Here is a 15,832-nt window from a genome sequence, read left to right on the forward strand (position 1 = left end):
GAAAGGAGCAAGATGCATGGTAGAAACACCATCAATCGAGATGATTTTGGACGATCTGGAGAAACTGGAACAACATGTAAAAACATATAACACAGGAGCCTACCCTGCTTTTTTTCTCCAGCTGCACACGGTGCTACAGATACAGGATATTCTGGATATGCAGCTCAGTGACCTATATTTCTGGGAGGACGGCAGGATCAAGCTGCTTCCCCGGATCATGTATGCGGGCGAGAGAATAGAATTGAGCGAGGAAGGCCGTAAGGAAATGGCTTGGTATGCCCTGCAGCGTATTCCGGTGTGCGGGACCAGCGAGGAAGTGCTGGATGACTGGCTGTGTGTGAACAAACAGGGGAAGCAGCTTGTGATGCCTACCTATCGGAAAATGCTGGAACGCTCCAGCGGGGAGCTGGGATTCCGCCTAAATTATAACGTGGGTTATCTGCACAGCCTGTATGGGTATCTTGAGATTGCTTTTGGAAGAAAAACGATTGCGGAGGTGGCGGAAGAATACCATGTAAAACGCTATTATCTGTTGAACCGAATCTTTAAAGGCATGGAAATACAGTATATAGATGATGTGATCGAACAGGTGGCAAACCTGTAGGAGTGTGGGAAATGGCATTGGAAAAAATATATGGGGAATTCATGGAGCTGTATGACAGCAGCGGGAGGGAATTTTTTTCAGAAGCGGTGGTCCTACTTGCGAACTGGTATACAGGCAGGGAGCACACGATCCTTGCCAGAGACGGGGAGTGCGGTTGGAAACTGGCCGCGTCCACCCTTCGGAATCCGGATGAGACGGATTTTCTGGTCAAAGCTGCGGGAAAAGATTTCAAAGAATGTGAGAGGGGACTCTTTTTCTTTTCCGCGGTGCGAAACAGTGTCTGCAGCCACAGGGTAATCCCGCTCATGGTTCGTAAAGGGGAGACGGCGGGGCTTTGGATTATGGAGAGTATCGGGAAAGAAAAGATCAGCCCGGACAGGGAGATATTAAAGACAGGACATCTACTGGCATTTTTTGTACAGCATTCATTGGATGAAAGAATGTTGGTATACAACAAATATCTTGATGCAGAAATGAATCTGCCGGGAAAAACCTATTTCAGGCAGGTGACAGGGAGGATACAGGAGCAGGGACACCTGATGATCGTATGCGGTTTTCGGTGGAATCAATTCAGGGAAGCGGTTCGGGCGAAGGGAGCGCAACGGATGGAAGAAGAGATGCTGCGTCTCTGTGAAAAGATAAAGAGGCTGGATTTGGGGAACGTATATTCTTTGGCAGAAGATACCATTGTCCTGGTTTCAGCAGACAGCAGTCAGGAGGTATACGCCGGGGTAGACTGCACGTTCAGAGATCAGGGGATGGGAAAGGCTCTGAAAATCGTCATCCTGTGTCTTGCCCGCGGGAAAGACGTATTGACGGAATTGGAATCAGCTTTCCAGGCGGGAAGGGCAGGGAATATATGGATTCAGACGGAGGAAAAGAAGAATCCTGTATCCAGAAGGGGATCTGAAAAGCAGGCGGCAGAGGAAGCACAGGAACAGCGAGCCGACGTTCCAGCAAAAAACATGGGGAGAACAGGGAACATCTGCGATGAAGGCAGTGCGGAAGAGATAGAGGATATTCTGGGACTGCTGGAAGGAAGGGGGAGCAAATGAAGCGATTTTGGTGTATCAGGTTTTTTGCGCTGATTCTTAGTATCCAGGCAGGACTGGCATTGATTTGTCTGCTTAGTGGTTTTGAAGGGGGAAGCATGTTGGTATATGCCGCAGGAACAGAGCAGGGAAATCCGGCGGAGCAGGATGATATTTATGACTCCCTGCAGGAAAGTATGCGGGAGAACTGGGAGGATGGTTTCGCGAGTTTAGAAACCACGGATGAGATTGAGATCAAGGGGCCGCTGACGGAACGAATCCTGCGCAGCATTGCAAATACATTTTACAGGCATCTGGTGAGTATCAAGGCGTGGTCGCTGCTGATCGGCGTGCTTTCTCTTATCGTTGGGATTTTTATTGCCGTGACGGCGAAGCTGAATAAGAAGCTGCGCAGGTTCGCGATTACGCTGTTTGTAGTGACAATCCCCGTGCTGTGTATTATTTTTACATTTGGAATCGCGAAACTGGTGAGTATGTTTTTATAAAAAGGAACTTTAAAAAGTAGGAGGATATATGGAAAAATTACAGAATATTATGGAATTATTTATAGGAAATGCGGGCGGCCGGGAGAATGCACCGGAAAACAGCGGACATCTGAAAAAATATGATACGGCCTATCAGACCGGGGAATATATGATGCTGTCGTTTACAAGGGTAGATTCGGTTACAGGAGATCTTTTGCTGGTGGATGAGGATATTACGGTCATCATGCCTGCGGATCAGATCAATGGGAAGCCCTATGACCTGCGCTTCCGGGCACAGAAGTTGGACGACGTGTACTGCGTGAAGGTGACAGGGATCGAATCCGCCGGAAAGATCGTGTATGTGAGCCATCAGGCAGCCAGATTGGAAAAACGGCCTGAGATAGAGAAAGAACTGCAGAAATATCTTTCATCAAAAGAAAAAACACCGCTGATCGTAAAGGGCAAGGTGCTGCGGATTCAGACGAAAAATGTGAAAGGGGAAAATGTGGATACCGGCGTATGGCTGGATCTGTGCGGAGTCGGGATCCCTGCATTTATCTATATCGGCAACTGGAAGAAGACCTTTACGGAAACCCTCCGGGGGAAAGCCATTTATGGAGATGTTGTAGATGTTATTGTGCTGGAACGGGTAGAGCGGAAGAACGGGATGTATTATTATTCCTGCTCCAGGAAGGAACTGGTACAGGATCCATGGGAGAGCAAGGAACTGGAAGAAAAATATCATAAAGGGGATATCGTGAAGATCAGGTGCCTTTCCAAAAGGGAAAATCACTGGTTCGGAGAGATCAATGGCTTGGATGATATTCAGGTTTTTGCAGAATATCCGTCACAGAGACATGATTTTGCAATTGTGCCGGGGATGGAATATATGGGGACCATCTATTATATCAATGCAGAGGAACGGTCATTGAAGGCAAGAGTCTTTCAGGCATTGTCCTTGGAGCAGATTGCCAGGGAAGATGCCGAAGGGAACTCCGGGGAAGAAGAATATGCTGATATGGAGGTGTAAGCATGGGAGGAACGACAGAGGGCCGTGCGGCCCGTGATATTGTAGCGACAATGGGGGACAAGGTACTCTTTGCCTATATTCCGGAAATGGAGATCAGTGTGCCGGAATCGGACAGGAGGAATTCGCTGGATAAGATAGCATGCTATTATCATGCGGAACAGTTTGTGCTGTCCGATCTGTACATAGGATATGCGGTTTCACTATACCGCTATACGATTCCCAAGGTAGTTGCGGCGACGGTCAAAGTGCTCGGCAGCTTCTGGCCCCAGAAAAATGTGCCGAAGAATATAGACCGGGAAGCGCTCCTCAGCAGGATCAAAAAGATGTGCGGTATGGGGATGCTCCGCAGATTTGTGTATCAGCTCAATGGGAATAACATCGTATTGTATTCCACCACACCGGAATTTTCGAAGGTCATATACCAGTCTTTAAAAATGAATACAGACGCAAGGCCGGAGAAGGATCTGATACCGCCCATCGAGGTTCTGGAACGGGCTGCCGCTTCCTTGGTAAGCTCTGAATTTCTGAAAAGCCCATACCTAAAAGCTTTTGATTTTATGCCGGATTACCGGGATGGGGAAGGGCGGCTGACCTTCAATTCCAAGCTGACCCATGAGATTGAGGGGAAACGGTTTGTTACGATCATTGAGCCTCTCTTCACCCGGGTAGATGTTAAACGGTTTACAAAGGAAGAATGGGAACGGTATCTTTCCAGAAAGGTATATGGCCTGCGTGCATACATGGAACAGATCCATGAAAAGGAGTCCTGTCAGGTACAGCTTGTGGCCGTATGCGAGGATGTGGATGATTTCCGGAAGATCAGCACGATGATCTGCAATGTATTTCCGGAGCAGATGCTGGAACAGGTTTACTATACGGCGGAAGGATCCCTGAAAAGCGTGAATTATGATATCATGCAGAGCCTGATCAGGGTTACATCACTGAAACAGGGAACGGCCGGAACCATGAGACTGCCGGGGAGCGTCTCATCCCAGCTGGCATACAGGTTTTTCTGAATATGAGGAAGAAAGAGAAGATTGCGGCGGCGATTTTGGTGACGGCGGTATTTTTGGAGCTTGTGAAGTATGGGGTGGCGGTGAAAATAGTGGGGATGGTGGTGATTGGGTATTGGGGTTATGAGTGGTGGAAGAGGAGGTAGAAATATATAACATTGACTAACGAGAAAGAAAAAAGTGCATTTTAGACAAGATATATATACAAGAGTATATTAGGTGTGCTATCTTTTGTAAAATAATATTTCCATAATTAAGGAAGGCTAAATTTGATTCAATGTGGATATAAATATAGCACAACTGATATACTGTCCGAATTATAACTGCAAAAACTCCGCAGAATAATTTTCAATTGGTAAAGCTGTAGAATGCGATACTGATAACATCATTGATTGAAGCCAACTTGGTCTGATGGGAAATTATTATGCGGGGTTTTATGTTTATAATTAGTATATTATGAAAGAAATATAGAAAATGCTGAGTTAGAGTTTTTGAATTGAAAATGATATAAAAATATGAAGAAGTTTAGACACGATATTAGAATATATAGAAAAATTGCAAATGAATTAGTGGTTATACACACAAGAGTTCCAAATATTGGAACATATGAGACTTTTATATTTATTGAAAGAATAGAAACTTAGAAATTCTATCTTGCTACTAAATGAAGTGAATACTTTAGTATATAGGCTTGCACCAGTATTATAAGGTGAGTGGTCTCGGAAAGTCGCTGAAACCACAATAGAAAATAAAGCAGTATGAAAGAGTTCAGCAAGTGGAGAGAAAACTGACCATTTTAAAATTATTGAGGAGAACCGTTCTGAAAAAAGGGCATAGAGTAGTAAGCCTGTTAGAAATAAGTTTTTTAACAGGATAAGCAGAAGGTTTGTTTATGGCATTTATAATAGATCAGGCAGCGTACAAGTGTGCCGCTTTATATCTGGCATCAAGGTGTATACACATGTCAATGAGCATACCCCAGAAGGAGAAATGATCCTTGCCGCGTATTTTCATGCTCTGCAGGAAATAGTCATTGAGAACGCGGTCGTTGACGCGTTCACAGGCGGTACGCTCCTTGTAAAGATCCTTATATTGCTGGGAATCCCTGGGGATACGCGGCTGGAAACGTCTCCTTTATTCTTTATGTAGACCGTGCGTCCATAGCTGCCAGGAGAGCATTCGGCGGCGTGAGGGCATGCCTTAATACGGCCGCATTTTAAAGGACATCGGTATTTATGCGCGTCTTTGACCGGGGCATTTCCCCAAAAGCACATTTTAGCATGTATGTCAAGAGTTTTATGAAAAAAATAAAATGTTTTTGTTACTATTCACAGTCGGATAAAAAATGGCAGTCGGATTCTTCAAGCGAAGCTTGTAAGAAGCCGATTGACAGTTTTTATCTGACTGGAATCAGTCACTTCACCCACATAAGCAAAAAATCAAGATGCGAAGCATCGGCAGACGGCTTTGCCGACTGTTTTTGCGCATGTGAGTGAAATGACTGTGAATAGTAACATGTTTTTTCAAGAAGAAAGATGTTATGTGGAGGAAAATGTTACAAAATGATAGCGAAAAATAGAGGTAATGAAGTGATTTTGGAAATGGTAGAAGCCTTGAAAAATAAGGACTTTGACTTTCCGAGAGCAGACAAAATAGGCTCTCGGAATCTTAAGCCTGACGACCAAAACTCGGTGTCTAACTGAACATTGAAAAGTAAATATTGTCCAAAATAGAATTGCTGAAATAAATTTTGAGAAAAAGGGCGCAGTTTGCTAGACCATGCGCCAGACAGGGTTTATAATGGTATTGCTTATTCAGTTAAGCGGATTGTTCAAAGTACATCTTTTAGACGGGGCGTCTTTGGCAAATCCCATGCATCAAGATGCTGACACATCATGATGGCAAACAGGCGGCAGTACCACATCTTAGAGGAGCGGTATCTGCCGTCTTCTAATTTATAGTCTACTTTCTCACGTTTGTTACAGCGTTCAGCAGAAGTCCTTGCATTGTACTCCAGTTTCCACTCCTTGCTGCTGCGGGGAGGGTCATTAAAAAGCCTTGGGTTGTCTTTCAAAACGAGATGGACGGTTCTGCCATATTTTGCAGTTGAACATGGATTTTCACAAGTACAGGTAACGTTGCCCCCGGCAAAGCTGATCTTAGGGCATTTAAATTTTGTCCTGCCTTTTGCAGATTCCGTACCGTCCCTGCGCATGACATGGCCTTCCCGACATATGGGTACGCCGTGATTGTTGATGGTAAAATCATCTTTATAGACAGGAGGCCGTCCTCTGTCAGCATTCAGGTCAATAAAAGGAACGGTGCCATGATCGCGGCAGTATTCGTAGTAAGGCATTGCATCATGGGCGGAATCCAGCAGGAGTTTTGTAACAACGGCTTCTGGCAGGAACCGTTTCATGGAAAACCAGTTATAAAGGAAACCGATGGAATCATGCCGGGAAGCGGGGCTGAGGAAAGGGAAGATCGGGAGGTCATTTTCCGAATCGGCGGCAGTAAGCATGTATAAATCATAGCCAAAGTAATAGCAGTCCCGATGGGAATCCCAACCGATGTTACAGTCGGGTTGGCTGTAAATGCGGTTGCACATGCAGTCATGGATACCCTTTTCCAGACAGTCACAGGTGCGTTTTTTCCGTTCCTGTGCAGCGGTATAAACAGGGGTGCCATCACCGGCAAGGGAAAGGCTGAGCAGGTCAACCAACCCATCCTGTACGGAATGTTCAAGAAAAAGCACCTTAAAAATTTCGTAGAGGAGTTTGCAGGGTTCCATGTCAGTGGGAGGATGCTCCTCGAACTGCTGAAAAAGGTCTTTGACAGTGACTTTTTCAACAGTAGGAGCTTTGTCGCCCTTCTTATCCGGCTTTTTGGGCTTTTCCTTTGGGGGATGGATGGGATCGGAAAGGTTATCCTTGTCAGAGAGCCACAGACGTCCCAGGAAATCGTAAAAAGTGCCGGTACCGGGGGTATCCCCGATGAAGAAGCCGGAAAGGATGGCATGGAGATGGTTTTCCTTGAGGTCGGCAGCCCACTTCGTATAGGAAGAGGCCTTGAACTCGACGGAAAGAAGGATGGAACGGAGCATATCGGAAGGTAGTCTGGGTGCAGGACCGAAAACAGAATAGCGGCCTTGCATGAGGGAATCCAGCTCCGAGAGGTCAAGAGCCCAGAATTTTTCCATGATATCCCATGTAGAGGCAGGGAGAGAGGAAATAGCATCCGGATAATATTTACGCAACTGAGTCAGGACACGTTCCTGATAGGCGGCATGGCCGCCAGGATTAAAAGGTTTCAATAAATCGCCCCAATCAAAAAATTTGTACCGGTTGCGCCGGAACGAATTACCTTGTTAATCAAGGGGCGCGAAGCGCCGCATTTTTGAGGCGATTTGTCAATAGTTTTTTTGAAAAAAGTGGGGGAATTTATAAAAAACGCCTCTCGGAAGTCACATAAAATAAGGCTTTGAGATTCCGAGAGCCTATCAAAGTAAAAGGGAGGGATGTGACGATGGATTTATAGAAAATTAAGATTTCTGTATTATAGAGTAATGTAAGAAAAAAATTGATACAAAAGAAAAATACATAGTCTTTTCTTCATAGTTTAATATTAATGTTTATATATTCATTTTAATAATATTCACTATAGATATGAAGATTTCGATTTATTACTAAACAGATAAATGATTTATATAATAGATCTGCTATTAGCATCAGAAGATGAGGAGGAGTGAGAGTGACTCAAGATTTATATGTACAGGCTGGAAATAGAATAAGGGAATTAAGAGAAAATAGAGGATATACAAGAGAGCAACTTGCGGAGATAGCAAATATATCCACTAAGTTTCTATATGAAATAGAAGTTGGAAATAAAGGATTTTCTGCACATACATTATGTATGTTAGCTGAAGGATTAGGTATTAGTTGCGATTATATTCTTTATGGGGTTGTTGAATACGATTCTAAATCAGAAATAGATTATATCCTGAAACAATTTCCAGATGAGAAAATTGCGGAGGTAGTGAAAATATTTAATGCTATATGCCAGCTTGCAATTTTTTAGGCGTTTACGAACAATTTCTTGTGCAAAATGGTAAAATTCTCGTATCGTGCTTTTCTGGTTTATCCGGGTTAGGTACTATTAATAAATATTTAAGGAACAGATATAAATAAAGTTAAATTTATGTAAATACTTTGGGGAATCGTTTTGTTTTGTAACGGATATGGAAGGTCTTTGTATTATTTTGAAGAGTTTCACAGAAGAAATATATAACGATTCCCCAGATATCTCTCTTTCATCTTAATCATTTTTTATTGAAAATTGCTAAAGATATAGCGCCAACTACACAGTAGCATAATTCCTTATGCGGCTGTGCACATCCAGTTATTCTATGGGACAAATTTCTTGCTCCATAGTATAATGGCCATCCGGCATCTTTGAGTTTTCGCCGTTTCTCACGCTCCTCACGGAATTTATCAATATCGGGATATAACTTTTTCAGCCTGATTCTCGAATCCTAGGCCGTAAATTGCCAGTTGATGGGAGATGGGGTCTTATCATAGGAGTCATTCCATGCTTTTAGTTCCAGGCGCAGTTCCCCTATACTGGGTATCCTACGGTCAAGACATTCTCTGGTCATAATGTTAATCCCTGTTTCAGCAATATCCAGCCAGCTTCCATGTTTCGAAGTATAGTGGACTTCCAGTTTTTTGGTAATCCGACGCTCTTCCTCAGGAGGGAATGTCTATAAAGGGATGCGGTAGAATGCGTGTTTAGGTTATCCATGACAAGACTGACTCTCTCTGCCTCCGGCTCTACCTCTGCTCCCGGACGCATCGGTAGGGACTCCCTGCTGTCTCCGAGGATATGATAAAGTTTTTCATCCATGCACCATACGGGGCAGAAAGGATTGTAGGGAAGCCGGTGAACGTCCAATATGTCTTCCATATGTGCTACAAACTCTGCATTCTCTTTTGGTGAAATAGAAATACACCAGTAGTTGTCTCAGACGGGGCCGGATTTTGTTGCGCTTGCATGATCCTTCCGATTGTTGCGCGGCTTAAAAGCTCTTCCATGATAACCTCACATTGCTACGCCAGCAAAGTAACTGTCTAGCAGGCATAGCCCTCAGACGGAGGCATGCATGTCCTGGCAATGATCTTAGCCTCAATGTCGCGTGTCGCTTTGAGTCGTGCTGTGTCAGAATTCGGGTTTCTTTCGGGTTCTAACGGCAGCAAGCCCCTCCCGGCAGTATTTTTTATGTATCAATGATCGTTGGGATAGACGCACCTGATGTAGCCGCAATCTCACTGTAAATGGGCACGGTTTTTTGTTTGCTCTCATCTGCGGTAAGAAGGATTGCATACCGTGTCCTTGCATTTGATGATGTGGCTTTTTTCAGAAGATGCTGGTGATTTTTCTCTCCTTACGGGAGATCCATATCCGATATGAGCGTAATCTTGCTATATGTGTTTCTCCAATTGGATTTCAGGGTCAGGGGGGCGCATGCCAGTTTAAGAATCCAACCTGATGCCAGAAATGTTTCGATGGATCTCTTACCTCATGCTGTGAATTTCTTTGAAAAGTATAAGCAAAAATTCTTTGATTTTTGAAAGCCTTAATGCCAGAGCTTCCACATCCATTTCCTGCTCTTTCTTTTCCGTTTGGGATGATCTTCCCCGTATCCGGGTCAAACTGATCGATATAATGTTTGCGTTGTATTTTCTTTTGCTTGGCATCATCTCATTCATATGTTGTTTCGTATGCGTAATAGGTATTTGTATGTTTATTGTAAGGCTTTGTGATTGACATAAATCTGCTTCTCTATGCCAAATAATATATAGATATTTTAGCATAGAGAAGCAGATTTTGTTAATACATTTCTTAATGTATGGAAGTAGACCAACTAAAGTACATAAATTAGGTACTAAAAGAGGTTTTTAAAAAAAAGAAACAATCATATAATACAAAAGTAGTGTAAAATCTATTATAAATAATCAAGAAAATCTCATTTGCTTTAACAGATTATATTTTGCTTATGAAACCTACATCAAAGTCAGACTCGATGGAGATTCTAATGCAAAGTTTGGTCTATTAAGTCAAAAGCAGGAGAAGAAAAATTCATAACCCATGCGACCATAAATTTGGCTAGAGATAATCTGGATTTAAAATATGATTTTGACACTACCAAAAAAGCAAAGGAGGAAATAAAAATGGAAACACGTGGAACTAATGTAATTTGCTAAAACGGAAAATGTAAGGGGACATTTTATTGTAAGTCCCCTTATAGTTTTTTCTAATCTATTTTTTGAAAGGATTTCAAAATGAGTAAGTATAAGAAATCATATTATAATTACTATTTTAATTATAATAATAACACAGTTATTTTTAATACATTAACTGGACAAATATCAAAATTAGAAGGACCGGAAATTGCTTTATTTAATTGTAATACCAGTGCATATAAACCTGAAAGTCTAAATTCCGAAAAAGAAAAAGAATTACTTTACAAAGGTATGATTCTAAATTGTGAAGTTGATGAAAGAAAGATTATTGAAAAAAATTATTTGGATTATATTAATAATAATGAATTATTTTTAATAATTTTGCCGACAGAACAATGTAATTTACGTTGTATTTATTGCTATGAAAAATTTACTAAAGGTTCAATGACTATAGATTTACAAAAAAGTGTGATAAGTTTTCTTGAAAAAAAATTAGAAAACTATAAAGCTTTATATATATCTTGGTTTGGAGGGGAACCTCTTTTAGCTATTGATGTTATTGAATCTATGAGTAAAGAAATTATTGCATTATGCAAGGAAAAAAATGTTACTTATTATGCTGGTATTACTACTAATGGTACTTTGCTAAATGAAAAAAATTTTAAACTTCTATTAAATGCAAGGGTCTACGATTATCAAATTACTTTAGATGGTTGTCAAGAAACTCATGATAATCAAAGAGTCGATATGTCTGGGGAAGGTACCTTCTCTAAAATATACAATAATTTATTAATAATGAAATCTTTTAAAGATAATTTTGGCGTAATATTGAGGACAAATATTGGCGTAGAAACTGAAATATCAGTAAACTCATATATAGATAAAATATATATGGACTTTGGTAATGATACTCGTTTTAAACTTCATCTTGTCGCAATAGCTGATTTGACTGGTGAGTTAAAATCAACTATAGATTTATGTGATACATCACATTTGTTTCCATTTTATAATTACGCCCGAAGTAAAGGAATAGATTTTAATTATTATAAATCGCTATATAAGCCTGGTGGTATGATTTGTTATGCTGCAAATCCAAACTCTTTTGTAATTGGATCAGATGGAAATATTTATAAATGCACAGTTGCTTTTGAAGAAGAGGTAAATAATGTTGGGAAGCTCGAAAATGGAAAATTAAATTGTATTAACCGAAAACTTTGCCTTTGGAATAATAATGGTTTTGAAACATCTGAAAAATGTAAATATTGTAAATTTTTACCAATATGTTTCGGGAAATTCTGTCCTTTGGAAAAGATAATTCATCACGAAGAACCTTGTCCGCCTTTTAAAAAATATATAGAAAGGTATTTTAAACTCTTTTAAATTATATATGACGAACGGGTAAGAAGTTAGAGAGGTGCTTATGAAAGAAAAAATGATACTTGGTGTAACCGGTTCTGTAGGTGCAATTTCACTTGTAAATTACGTTAGTATTTTAAGTGATTATTATAATATTGATTTAATTCTGACAAAAAATGCTACTGCCTTTGTACAACCAAAAGGATTGGATACCTTTATAAATAATTATTACAATAAGGAATTTAAAAGTTGTTATCCATTACATATTGAATTAGCTAAAACAGCATCTGTGTTTTTGTTACTTCCTGCAAGCGCAAACACAATATCAAAAATGGCTCATGGAATTGCAGATAATTTATTAACCAGTACATTGCTTGCATATGAAAATCCTGTCTATATTGCTGCAAATATGAATCCGTTAATGTGGAATAATCCTGTGTTTCAAGATAATATAAAATACCTAAAAAGTAAGGGGCATATTTTTATTAATGAAAGTAAAATGGCTAGAGAAGCATGTACCGGTGAGGATGTTTACAGCGACGCATGCATGCCATCATTTGATAATTTGCTTAAGATTCTAAAAAAATAAATATAGTTGAAGCAAATAGGTAGAGAGATAAACATTTATCTACTGGCTTTTCGCAATATGTAATATCAACGGTCATATGTCCGCTTTGTTTCGCAAGGCGGCCGCCCTAAACAGTCCATTTTTCGTTACTTTTTCTGAAAACAGGTAGCTTCATTAATGCAATTGATGATTGTTTTTCAAGTCTTGTGTCTCGGATATTTTATGAGACTATATGATAGAAGAATTGTCTATAATACGCAATAAATAATATGGCATTTTTACAAGTTCCAAAAGCTACGCAATAATTTGCCAGAAAAACTATTATACTAAATTGTTAGGTTTTTGAATTCGGGGATTGTTGTTACTCAAACTGTTCTATTGCCTAACGTATATTTTTCAAAATAAGGGTGGTCTCGGAAATCGGATCTGCAGATGCATTCCTCAGAATTTTGGTAGGAAAGCATTTACAGGGTGTAACCAAAATAATAGCAGCCCAGGCTGCTGTCTCATTTCTAATGGGCATTCGGGTCAGAATGATAGCACGGACAATCACGATGTGAGATTCCTTTTTAAGCATGGACGCAGTTGCCATCCCCAGTTAGGGTGATCTCGTCAGAAGGGACACGATTAGCCTGTAACGAAAGAATGACAAGAAAAAAGGCAAAAGGAAAAAAACATCGCTGTAATGCTTTGAAATCAGGCATTTATAGCGTTTTTTTCATGAAACTGTTAAAGACAGTGTTAGGTACTCTTTTTGGACTATAGAAGCTATGTTTTATAGTAGGACTTATAAATCGGTCTATCATTGGACTCGCTCAAAATGTATTTATGCAAACCAGGGAGTTCCAAAATCTTTTTCCACTACAGGGCACCGGGAACAGAAAAGTTATCTATATTTTTAGAAGCACGTAAAAATGATGATAATGTCTTTTGGGACGGGTTGCTATGTTTTCCTACTTAAAAAGAAACTGAGGAAGGGAAGGCGGGACTGGAAAAAGGATATAAGCACACTTTTATCTTTTTGTTAAAAAAAAGTTGACATTACATAAAATGTAATGTTACAATAAATAAAAACAAAAGGAGCGATTTGGAATATGTTAAAGGAGATTACCCTTACTACAAAAGAGCAAATAGATATATATATGAATCCACAAAGGCAACGAATACTTAAGGTGATGGATATTTACGCAATCCCAGTGACGTCTAAGCAAATATCATTAAAGTTAGGTATATCATCATCAGCTGTTACTTATCATTTAAAGAAACTAGAGAAATTAGGGATTGTAGCATTGAATAATATTGAGATGGTTCATGGGATTCAAGCAAAATATTATATTCATAGACCGGTTAATGTTAATTTCGGAAGTGACAGACACGATGATTTAAAAACCGAGAGAGGAGTTCTCTCTGACTATTTAATACATGAAACATGGAATGATTTTAAGCAATATGTATCTTTATTGGAAAATACAGATACTTCATGTCAAATTGGTGATACCTCTTTTGGAATAGTTTATTTGACAAATGAGGAAGCGATAGAATTGAAAAATAGAATACAAGAATTTTACGAAAGCCATGCAATGCCTCGTTCTAATACAAATCCATGGGAAACTGCTATTATATTTTTCCCACGTAATATCAATGATGAAATTGATCCATAATTAGACTTATTATATATAGCTCATCTGGTACTTTACAGTAGGATCTTTTCGGAAAATCACTTACTTATATTTATTCTTGCGTATAGATTATGTATAGATTTTTCTGGAATCGCAGTCATGACTCCTGGAAATGACAAAGCTGTCAAATGGCATTCAGAGTGAACTGAATCTATACTGTGTTAGTACATCGGAGATTAATTAACTAGTACAGTATTAATTTTGAAGTAATAGATGCCTGATTTTTGCATCAGGACAAGGCGGAGGAAATACGGCGGCATTGTTGATTGACGATGACGTCGTATCGGTGCAAATGACAGGCATCTATTACTTGATTATTGATGCAATGCTTTACTAATCCTATGCTCGATCTAATAGATAGTAATTAATTATTCGATATACTAAAAGTAGTAGTATTTTTCGGTAGAAAGTGAATGTACTTAAAAGTTCACGTATGGACCTGGCGGAAGAGCAAACCATGACAAAACTTTCAGAAAAGAAAAAGAGCATCTCAAAGGGTTAATAGCCTAGACTTAAAGTTCTACCTGTTTGTGCCTGGGCAAATCGAAAGGAGTGGCAAAGTTATGAAAACAAGTCATAAGGTATTTTTTTTCATTAATTCATTTTCTTCAGGTATTACGATACCAGTTTTATCTCTAATATTATTATCGCATGGTGCAACTTTAAAAACTCTGTCTCTTTATATAGGTATTATTTCTACTATTGTTGTTATTACTGAGTTACCAAGTGGTATACTTACCGATATCTATGGTAGAAAAAGAATGTATTTGTTATCACATTTTTTTCTATTATTTAATTTTACTTTGACTCTAGTTAGCGACAATTCTTTGCTGCTTTCAATTGCATGTGTTTTTCAAGGATTTGGAAAGGCATTTAGCTCTGGTACAGTCGAGATTATGGAAATAGAATCTTATATAAAAGAAAATGGAAATGATAATTTAGCTAGAATAAATAGTGTTTTAGCCATAATAGACTGTATTGGATTGGCAGTAGGCTCCTTTTTGGGAGGTATTATTGGATATATTGGTTCTAAATATACGATTCTTTTATTAATATGTATTATTTTAGAAATTATCCTTTTACTTCTTTCCACATTAATAATAAAAGAAAAATGGATGACCAATTTATCGCATAATTTTTCCGAACAATTAAAAGACCAATTTAAGTGTATCCGAATTTCGCTAAAAGATTCAAGATTTTTAGCAGTTATACTGTTAGAAAGTACCTCATTAGGTGTTGGATTATCAGCAGTTGAGGTGTATTGGCAGCCAACTTTAAAGTTGTTTCTGCCTGAGAATTTAAGCTGGATTTTGGGAATGATTAGTTGTATGGGATATATAGGGGTGCTAATTGGAAATAAAGTAGCTGAAATATTATGGAATTCATTAATACTGTCAAGCAACCCAGCAAAATCAAAAAAATATTATTGGTTTTTAAGATTTCTTCTACCGATATTTATAACAATTCTCGGGATATGTAAAAATACTATATTTTTTGTTACTATATTTATAGTAATTTATTTTATTTTGGGGTGTGGAAATTTATTTGAAAACACAATTTTTCACGCTTTGGTATCTGATTCTAATAGAGCAAGTATGATATCGATTTCTTCACTTTTTTTGCGTGGAGGTGGAATCATTACTTCTATTTTGGGCAGTATGATTCTTAATAGATTTGATTTTATATATATATGGATTCTACTTCCGCTTATTATGTTTTTAGGTACTGCACTTTTATGCTATAAAAGTATGAAATGTTTTAGAGGGGATTTTAGTATATCGGACTGAATATATATCTTGTGAGTGAAAAGTTCTGACAATGAGAACA

At 39.2% G+C, this 15,832-nt stretch carries 17 protein-coding genes; 14 read left to right on the forward strand and 3 right to left on the reverse strand.

Going from position 1 to position 15,832, the window contains the following annotated elements:
* Nucleotides 1–16: 16 nt before the first annotated feature.
* From EBB54_RS00220 to EBB54_RS29980, 7 genes are all read left to right on the forward strand, one after another.
* Entirely contained in the window at nt 17–604 is a 588-nt protein-coding gene (locus EBB54_RS00220) for a hypothetical protein (RefSeq protein ID WP_125125869.1), read from the forward strand.
* A gap of 11 nt (nt 605–615) precedes the next feature.
* Entirely contained in the window at nt 616–1,659 is a 1,044-nt protein-coding gene (locus tag EBB54_RS00225) for a hypothetical protein (protein ID WP_125125870.1), read from the forward strand.
* On the forward strand, nt 1,656–2,141 hold the full coding sequence (locus tag EBB54_RS00230) for a hypothetical protein (protein WP_125125871.1): 486 nt from the start codon (nt 1,656–1,658) through the stop codon (nt 2,139–2,141). Before EBB54_RS00225 ends, EBB54_RS00230 begins: the two co-directional genes overlap by 4 nt.
* Nucleotides 2,142–2,169: 28 nt before the next feature.
* Nucleotides 2,170–3,150 carry a hypothetical protein gene (locus EBB54_RS00235; protein ID WP_125125872.1) on the forward strand — a complete coding sequence of 327 codons (981 nt, stop codon included), beginning with the start codon at nt 2,170–2,172 and terminating at the stop codon, nt 3,148–3,150.
* Nucleotides 3,151–3,152: 2 nt separating this feature from the next.
* On the forward strand, nt 3,153–4,166 hold the full coding sequence (locus EBB54_RS00240) for a hypothetical protein (RefSeq protein ID WP_125125873.1): 1,014 nt from the start codon (nt 3,153–3,155) through the stop codon (nt 4,164–4,166).
* A 2-nt stretch (nt 4,167–4,168) separates the two neighbouring features.
* A complete protein-coding gene (locus EBB54_RS29975; protein WP_154677755.1) occupies nt 4,169–4,309 on the forward strand; it encodes a hypothetical protein in 141 nt (46 codons plus the stop codon).
* An 805-nt stretch (nt 4,310–5,114) separates the two neighbouring features.
* Entirely contained in the window at nt 5,115–5,312 is a 198-nt protein-coding gene (locus tag EBB54_RS29980; protein ID WP_162307037.1) for a hypothetical protein, read from the forward strand.
* Nucleotides 5,313–5,994: 682 nt separating this feature from the next.
* Here EBB54_RS29980 and EBB54_RS30860 read toward each other — a convergent pair.
* On the reverse strand, nt 5,995–6,378 hold the full coding sequence (locus EBB54_RS30860; RefSeq protein WP_243127445.1) for a hypothetical protein: 384 nt from the start codon (nt 6,376–6,378) through the stop codon (nt 5,995–5,997).
* Between the two features lie 30 nt (nt 6,379–6,408).
* Here EBB54_RS30860 and EBB54_RS30865 point away from each other — a divergent pair, with 30 nt between their 5' ends.
* The 3 genes from EBB54_RS30865 to EBB54_RS00255 all read left to right on the forward strand — a co-directional run bounded on the left by EBB54_RS30865 (nt 6,409) and on the right by EBB54_RS00255 (nt 8,240).
* Nucleotides 6,409–6,690 carry a hypothetical protein gene (locus EBB54_RS30865; protein WP_243127446.1) on the forward strand — a complete coding sequence of 94 codons (282 nt, stop codon included), beginning with the start codon at nt 6,409–6,411 and terminating at the stop codon, nt 6,688–6,690.
* Nucleotides 6,691–6,717: 27 nt separating this feature from the next.
* Entirely contained in the window at nt 6,718–7,278 is a 561-nt protein-coding gene (locus EBB54_RS30870; protein WP_243127447.1) for a hypothetical protein, read from the forward strand.
* A 635-nt stretch (nt 7,279–7,913) separates the two neighbouring features.
* The gene (locus tag EBB54_RS00255; protein WP_162307038.1) at nt 7,914–8,240 is read left to right on the forward strand and encodes a helix-turn-helix domain-containing protein; all 327 of its coding nucleotides are present in this window, start codon (nt 7,914–7,916) and stop codon (nt 8,238–8,240) included.
* A 573-nt stretch (nt 8,241–8,813) separates the two neighbouring features.
* Here EBB54_RS00255 and EBB54_RS29830 read toward each other — a convergent pair.
* Together EBB54_RS29830 and EBB54_RS00260 are read right to left on the reverse strand one after the other, a co-directional pair.
* A complete protein-coding gene (locus tag EBB54_RS29830; RefSeq protein WP_148099319.1) occupies nt 8,814–9,125 on the reverse strand; it encodes a hypothetical protein in 312 nt (103 codons plus the stop codon).
* 608 nt (nt 9,126–9,733) lie between these two features.
* Nucleotides 9,734–9,928 (reverse strand): hypothetical protein, encoded by a 195-nt coding sequence (locus tag EBB54_RS00260; RefSeq protein WP_125125876.1) that lies wholly within the window; start codon nt 9,926–9,928, stop codon nt 9,734–9,736.
* 573 nt (nt 9,929–10,501) lie between these two features.
* Here EBB54_RS00260 and EBB54_RS00265 point away from each other — a divergent pair.
* The 4 genes from EBB54_RS00265 (at nt 10,502) to EBB54_RS00280 (ending at nt 15,792) form a co-directional block, all read left to right on the forward strand.
* On the forward strand, nt 10,502–11,782 hold the full coding sequence (locus EBB54_RS00265) for a radical SAM/SPASM domain-containing protein (protein WP_125125877.1): 1,281 nt from the start codon (nt 10,502–10,504) through the stop codon (nt 11,780–11,782).
* 40 nt (nt 11,783–11,822) lie between these two features.
* Nucleotides 11,823–12,347 (forward strand): flavoprotein, encoded by a 525-nt coding sequence (locus tag EBB54_RS00270; protein ID WP_125125878.1) that lies wholly within the window; start codon nt 11,823–11,825, stop codon nt 12,345–12,347.
* 1,073 nt (nt 12,348–13,420) lie between these two features.
* On the forward strand, nt 13,421–13,987 hold the full coding sequence (locus tag EBB54_RS00275; RefSeq protein ID WP_125125879.1) for a winged helix-turn-helix domain-containing protein: 567 nt from the start codon (nt 13,421–13,423) through the stop codon (nt 13,985–13,987).
* Nucleotides 13,988–14,568: 581 nt separating this feature from the next.
* Entirely contained in the window at nt 14,569–15,792 is a 1,224-nt protein-coding gene (locus tag EBB54_RS00280) for an MFS transporter (protein WP_125125880.1), read from the forward strand.
* Nucleotides 15,793–15,832: the final 40 nt, after the last annotated feature.

It is taken from the genome of Schaedlerella arabinosiphila (genome assembly GCF_003885045.1).
Taxonomy (GTDB): domain Bacteria; phylum Bacillota; class Clostridia; order Lachnospirales; family Lachnospiraceae; genus Schaedlerella; species Schaedlerella arabinosiphila.

What these genes read in the sequence shown, in the direction of transcription:
- EBB54_RS29830 (WP_148099319.1), bottom strand. Translation starts at nt 9,125, where the DNA reads ATGGAAGACATATTGGACGTTCACCGGCTTCCCTACAATCCTTTCTGC.
- EBB54_RS00265 (WP_125125877.1), top strand. Translation starts at nt 10,502, where the DNA reads ATGAGTAAGTATAAGAAATCATATTATAATTACTATTTTAATTATAAT.
- EBB54_RS30870 (WP_243127447.1), top strand. Translation starts at nt 6,718, where the DNA reads ATGGGAATCCCAACCGATGTTACAGTCGGGTTGGCTGTAAATGCGGTT.
- EBB54_RS00225 (WP_125125870.1), top strand. Translation starts at nt 616, where the DNA reads ATGGCATTGGAAAAAATATATGGGGAATTCATGGAGCTGTATGACAGC.
- EBB54_RS00240 (WP_125125873.1), top strand. Translation starts at nt 3,153, where the DNA reads ATGGGAGGAACGACAGAGGGCCGTGCGGCCCGTGATATTGTAGCGACA.
- EBB54_RS29975 (WP_154677755.1), top strand. Translation starts at nt 4,169, where the DNA reads ATGAGGAAGAAAGAGAAGATTGCGGCGGCGATTTTGGTGACGGCGGTA.
- EBB54_RS30860 (WP_243127445.1), bottom strand. Translation starts at nt 6,378, where the DNA reads ATGCGCAGGGACGGTACGGAATCTGCAAAAGGCAGGACAAAATTTAAA.
- EBB54_RS00275 (WP_125125879.1), top strand. Translation starts at nt 13,421, where the DNA reads ATGTTAAAGGAGATTACCCTTACTACAAAAGAGCAAATAGATATATAT.
- EBB54_RS00270 (WP_125125878.1), top strand. Translation starts at nt 11,823, where the DNA reads ATGAAAGAAAAAATGATACTTGGTGTAACCGGTTCTGTAGGTGCAATT.
- EBB54_RS00220 (WP_125125869.1), top strand. Translation starts at nt 17, where the DNA reads ATGGTAGAAACACCATCAATCGAGATGATTTTGGACGATCTGGAGAAA.
- EBB54_RS00235 (WP_125125872.1), top strand. Translation starts at nt 2,170, where the DNA reads ATGGAAAAATTACAGAATATTATGGAATTATTTATAGGAAATGCGGGC.
- EBB54_RS00280 (WP_125125880.1), top strand. Translation starts at nt 14,569, where the DNA reads ATGAAAACAAGTCATAAGGTATTTTTTTTCATTAATTCATTTTCTTCA.
- EBB54_RS00230 (WP_125125871.1), top strand. Translation starts at nt 1,656, where the DNA reads ATGAAGCGATTTTGGTGTATCAGGTTTTTTGCGCTGATTCTTAGTATC.
- EBB54_RS00260 (WP_125125876.1), bottom strand. Translation starts at nt 9,928, where the DNA reads ATGAATGAGATGATGCCAAGCAAAAGAAAATACAACGCAAACATTATA.